The sequence below is a fragment of the Kerstersia sp. genome (assembly GCF_052103615.1).
In the GTDB taxonomy this organism is placed as follows: Bacteria; Pseudomonadota; Gammaproteobacteria; order Burkholderiales; family Burkholderiaceae_B; genus Kerstersia.
Map to the genome: position 1 here is coordinate 1 of NZ_JBQEKA010000135.1, position 4,818 is coordinate 4,818.

A 4,818-nucleotide genomic window follows, 5' to 3' on the forward strand; every position below is an offset into this window, starting at 1 on the left:
AATCGAAGCCGCGGATGGCTATGCGATAGCCTTCAACGCGATGTTCGACCGCATTCTTAACCCGGCACGCGGGCGCGTCGGCGGCGCTGCTGGTGAGGCAGGCTCGGTGCAGCTCAGCGATGGCACGCGGCTGAAGGGCAAGGGGTCGCGGGTGGAAGTGCCGGACGGCTTGCGCATCATGCTGGCCTTACCTGGCGGCGGCGGGTATGGTGATCCCGCCGGGCGCGCTGGCGAGCAAGTCGCCAGCGATGTGCATAACGGCTATGTCGCGCCGGAAACGGCGCGCAGCGTTTACGGTTTTCGCGGTTGAGGCAGGGTTGCCGCGTTCATCGTGAGGGCTGTGACGGCAGTGCGGGCCGTCTCTAGGCCCGCGTTGTGTGAAGATGCCATGGCCGGTTTGCGCCGGCCATGGCCCTGTAAGGAAGCATGCATGATGGAAATGAAAGTGGCGGACGGAATGCCTTTGTATATTGCCGATGCCGAGGTGGAGCGGATTCTGCGCGCCGGGGATCTGGCGCCAGTGCTGACGCGGGCGTTTTTGTCCTGGCGTGATGGCCAGGTCAATATGCAGCCGCGTTTTCGTACCGATCAGGATGGTTTCCGGCTGGTCAGCATGGGGGCTGTCATGCCGGCGCTGGGGTATGCCGGCGTCAAGGTATATAGCCATGTCGCTGGCCGCCTGTGCTTTCGCATCATGCTGTTTTGTACGCGGACAGGGGCCATGCTGGCGACGGTCGAGGCCAATGCGCTGACCAAGTTCCGGACGGCAGCCTGTTCTGTGCTGTCGGCCCGCCGCTATGCCGATCCCCAGGCTGATACCTTGGGCCTGTTCGGGCTGGGCCCGGTCGGCTATGAGCATGCCTTGCAATTGAGCCGCGCTTTTCCTTTGCGCCGGATTTTGCTGTGTGATCCGCGTGCCGGAGAAACGCTGCGCGCTGCCCTGGAGCGCGATACGGGTGTGCGGGTGGCGCTGGCAGATGCCGATGCCGTGGCTCGCCAGTCCAATATCATCGTGACGGCCACCCGGTCGCTGGTGCCGGTGTTTGATGGCGCTTTGCTTCGTCCAGGAACGTTTGTGGCGGCCGTGGGTTCATGCCTGAAGCATGCCAGGGAAGTCGATGCTGTGACGGTGGCGCGCGCTGGCGTGGTGGTGCTGGAGTGGCCGGAGCAGACTTTGCAGGACACCGGGGACTTATTGCTGTTTGACGATCAGGCGGCATTGCGCGCCAAAGTGGAAAGCCTGGCGGATATGCTGGCGGCAGGGCAGGCGTCAGCCTACGAGCCTGAGCGGATCGTGATGTATAACGCCGTCGGGGTGGCGCTGGAAGATATTGCGGCGGCCAGTATGATCTATGAAACGGCGTTGGAAGCGGCCTGACCAAGGAATTAATGACGGCTTGCGCAGGGCGGGCAGGCAGTGATTTTCTTGTATGTCGTCGGATCACTTAAAATACAGGCAAGCGTATTGCGCCGCTGGCGCAGAAGACCTTGTCCGGGCCTGCAGGCTACTATTCACTCAGACGTCTTGCCAGGCGTTCCGCTAACTTTGATCCAGCGTCTATGAACTTTCCAAGCACACCGCGCAAACGAAGCCGCAGCCTCACTCAGGAGGTTGTGCTGTCCCTGACCCGGCAAATCCGCCAGGGGGAGTTCCCGGTGGGCAGCAAGCTGCCCACCGAGTCGGAGCTGATGCAGCGCGAAGGCGTCAGCCGCACTGTCGTGCGCGAAGCGATTTCCAAATTGCAGGCCGCGCGGCTGGTAGAGACGCGGCATGGCATCGGCACGTTTGTGCTGGATCTGCCCGAGGCCGCGCATGGCGACATCAATCTGGATGTCAGCCTGGTGACCTTGCTGGATGTCATGTCCATTCTGGAATTTCGCATCAGCATCGAATCCGAGGCCGCGGGGCTGGCGGCGCAGCGCCGCACGGCAGATGATGTGGCGGCGATGCGTGCCGCGCTGGATCAGTTCGATCTGGACAGCGATGCGCGCAGCGAGGGCAATGTCGAAGCGGATATTGCCTTTCACACGGCCATTGCGGTGGCGACCGGCAACCGTTATTTCTCCGATGTGCTGAAGCAGCTGGGGGCGGCGATCATTCCGCGCAACCGCATTAATGCTGTGCAGCGCACGGCGGAAGCGCAGCAGGAATATCTGCGGCAGATCAATGGCGAGCATAAGGTCGTGCTGGCGGCCATAGACCGCCAGGATGCCGAGGCGGCGCGGGCGGCGATGCGCACGCACCTCAGCAATAGCCGGGAACGCCTGCGGGCGGTGTGGGAAAACATGGTCGATCATCAAGACGCAGGGACAACAGGCGTGTTGTAGGACGTCTGTATTGTCAAAGTAGAAGAGGGCCGGTCAGTTTGACTGCGGCCCTCTTTTTTTACGCCATCATCGCTTAACTATCTGCATAAGGGTCTCTACCTAGCTTGTCTTTCATCTCCTATATTGTATGATGACATATCTCTATGTTGTTGTAGTACATCCTTGTGGCCCGATTATTGGAGAAAGCTGTGACCACCCCTTTGGAACTTAAAAATATTCTTTCGCAGGGTTTGCTGTCGTTTCCGCTGACGGATTTCGACGAGCAAGGCAATTTCAATGAAAAGTCGTATGCCGCCCGGCTGGAGTGGCTGGCCCCCTATGGCGCCAGCGCCTTGTTCGCCGCTGGCGGGACTGGCGAACTGTTTTCCATCAGCGGCGACGAATACAGCGGCATCATCCGCACCGCCGTGCAGGCTGGTGCTGGCAAAGTGCCTATCCTGGCAGGCGTGGGCGGCCCGACGCGCACGGCCATCGCCCAGGCTCAGGAGGCCGAGCGCCTGGGCGCGCATGGCATCTTGCTGCTGCCGCATTACCTGACCGAAGCCAGCGAAGAAGGGATTGCCGCTCACGTGGCCGAGGTATGCCGTTCGACCCGTATCGGGGTGGTGTTCTATAACCGGGCCAACTCGCGCCTGAGCGCCGAATCGCTGGAAAAACTGGCGGATGCGCATCCCAACCTGATTGGTTTCAAGGACGGGGTAGGCGATATCGAGCCCATGGTGCGGATTCGCCGCAAGCTGGGCGATCGTTTCACTTATCTTGGCGGCTTGCCCACGGCAGAGGTTTACGCGGCGGCTTACAAGGCCATCGGGATTCCGGTGTACTCGTCGGCGGTGTTCAACTTCATTCCGCAGACAGCGATTGATTTCTACAACGCGCTGGCGCGGGGCGACGACGCCTTCACGACGCGTCTGATTGATGATTTCTTCCTGCCTTACCTGGATATTCGCAACCGCAAACAGGGCTATGCCGTCAGTATCGTGAAGGCGGGCGCCCGTCTGGCGGGGCATCCGGCAGGGCCTGTGCGCACGCCGCTGACGGATCTGGAAGCCGAAGAAGTCCAGGCGCTGAAGGCGCTGATGGATAAGGTCGGCGGCAAGTAAGCGGTTTTGTGACGGGACGGAATCATGACGATGATCGGTAAGATGTTTATCGGCCATCAGCGCATTCTCGGTACGGCGGGGGGCCAGAAGGCCGTTAACCCCGCCACCGGCGAAAATCTTGAGCCGATGTTCGGATTCGGTTCGGATGCTGATGTAGAACGGGCCGCGGCGCTGGCGCAAGCGGCGTTCGATGACTATCGCAGTCTGCCGCTGGCGCAGCGGGCGCAATTCCTCGATGAAATTGCCAACCGCATTCTGTTGCTGGGCGAGGATTTGCTGGAGCGGGCCCATGCGGAAACCGGCCTGCCCCTGGCCAGGCTGACTGGCGAGCGCGGCCGGACGGTTGGGCAGTTGCGCCTGTTCGCGCAGGTGGTGCGTGACGGGCGCTTTCTGGCAGCCAGCGTCGATCCGGCAGAGCCGGAGCGCAGCCCCTTGCCGCGCAGTGATCTGCGTTTGGCGAAAATGCCTTTGGGGCCCGTGGCGGTGTTTGGCGCCAGCAATTTTCCGCTGGCGTTTTCAGTCGCCGGGGGCGATACGGCATCCGCCTTGGCGGCGGGGGCGCCGGTCATTGTGAAAGGACACAATGCGCACCTGGGCACGTCGGAACTGGTCGGGCAAGCCATCGCCGAAGCCGCGCAGGTGACAGGCATGCCGGAAGGCGTATTTTCTTTGCTGTTTGGCGCGGGCACTTCCTTGGGCAGCGCGCTGGTGTCGCACCCCGCGATCAAAGCTGTCGGTTTTACCGGATCGCGCCAGGGCGGGCTGGCGCTGGTGCGCCTGGCCCAGGCCAGGCCGGAACCCATACCGGTATATGCGGAAATGAGCAGCATCAACCCGGTCTTTCTGTTTCCCCGGGCATTGGCCGAACGGGGCGCGCAGCTTGGCCAGGCGTTTGTGGCGTCGCTGACGCTGGGGTGCGGCCAGTTTTGCACCAACCCCGGCCTGCTGATCGCGCCTGCCGGGCCTGGTCTGGATGCCTTTCTGGCATCGGCGGCGCAAGCGCTGGCAGCGCATCCGGCAGGGGTAATGCTGACGGCGGGCATTCAGCGCGCCTATGACGAGGGCGTTGCCCGCCTGGCGGCAGCCGCGCAAGTGCAGTGTCTGGCGCAGGGCCAGGCTGCGCAGGCGCAGACGCCGCCACGGGCGCAGGCCATGTTGTTTGCCACCGATGCGGCAGGCTTTCAGGGCAATCCGGCCCTGCGCGAAGAGGTGTTCGGGCCGGCGGGGCTGGTGATTCGTGTTCAGGACACCGGGGATTTCGTCACGGTGGCGGAACAGCTGGAAGGGCAGTTGACGGCGACTTTGCTCATGGATGAAGCCGACCATGCCGCCGCCAGGCCGCTTGTGCCTATCCTGGAACGCAAGGCTGGCCGCTTGCTGGTCAACG

5 protein-coding genes are annotated in these 4,818 nt (G+C 62.5%); all 5 read left to right on the forward strand.

Features of this window, described 5'->3' with window-relative positions; genetic code table 11:
- On the forward strand, window positions 1-310 hold a 310-nt coding region (locus ACTJGZ_RS15755; protein WP_441663841.1), incomplete at its 5' end, for a hydantoinase B/oxoprolinase family protein.
- 120 nt (window positions 311-430) lie between these two features.
- Window positions 431-1,378 (forward strand): ornithine cyclodeaminase family protein, encoded by a 948-nt coding sequence (locus ACTJGZ_RS15760; protein WP_278859739.1) that lies wholly within the window; start codon window positions 431-433, stop codon window positions 1,376-1,378.
- Window positions 1,379-1,614: 236 nt separating this feature from the next.
- Entirely contained in the window at window positions 1,615-2,328 is a 714-nt protein-coding gene (locus ACTJGZ_RS15765; protein WP_240733282.1) for a FadR/GntR family transcriptional regulator, read from the forward strand.
- A gap of 188 nt (window positions 2,329-2,516) precedes the next feature.
- Window positions 2,517-3,431, forward strand: coding sequence for a 5-dehydro-4-deoxyglucarate dehydratase (kdgD, locus tag ACTJGZ_RS15770; RefSeq protein WP_127773211.1), 915 nt, complete (start codon window positions 2,517-2,519; stop codon window positions 3,429-3,431).
- Between the two features lie 24 nt (window positions 3,432-3,455).
- Window positions 3,456-4,818: aldehyde dehydrogenase (NADP(+)) (locus tag ACTJGZ_RS15775; protein WP_441663842.1), on the forward strand; the 1,363-nt coding region annotated here is incomplete at its 3' end.

What these genes read in the sequence shown, in the direction of transcription:
- ACTJGZ_RS15760 (WP_278859739.1), top strand. Translation starts at nt 431, where the DNA reads ATGATGGAAATGAAAGTGGCGGACGGAATGCCTTTGTATATTGCCGAT.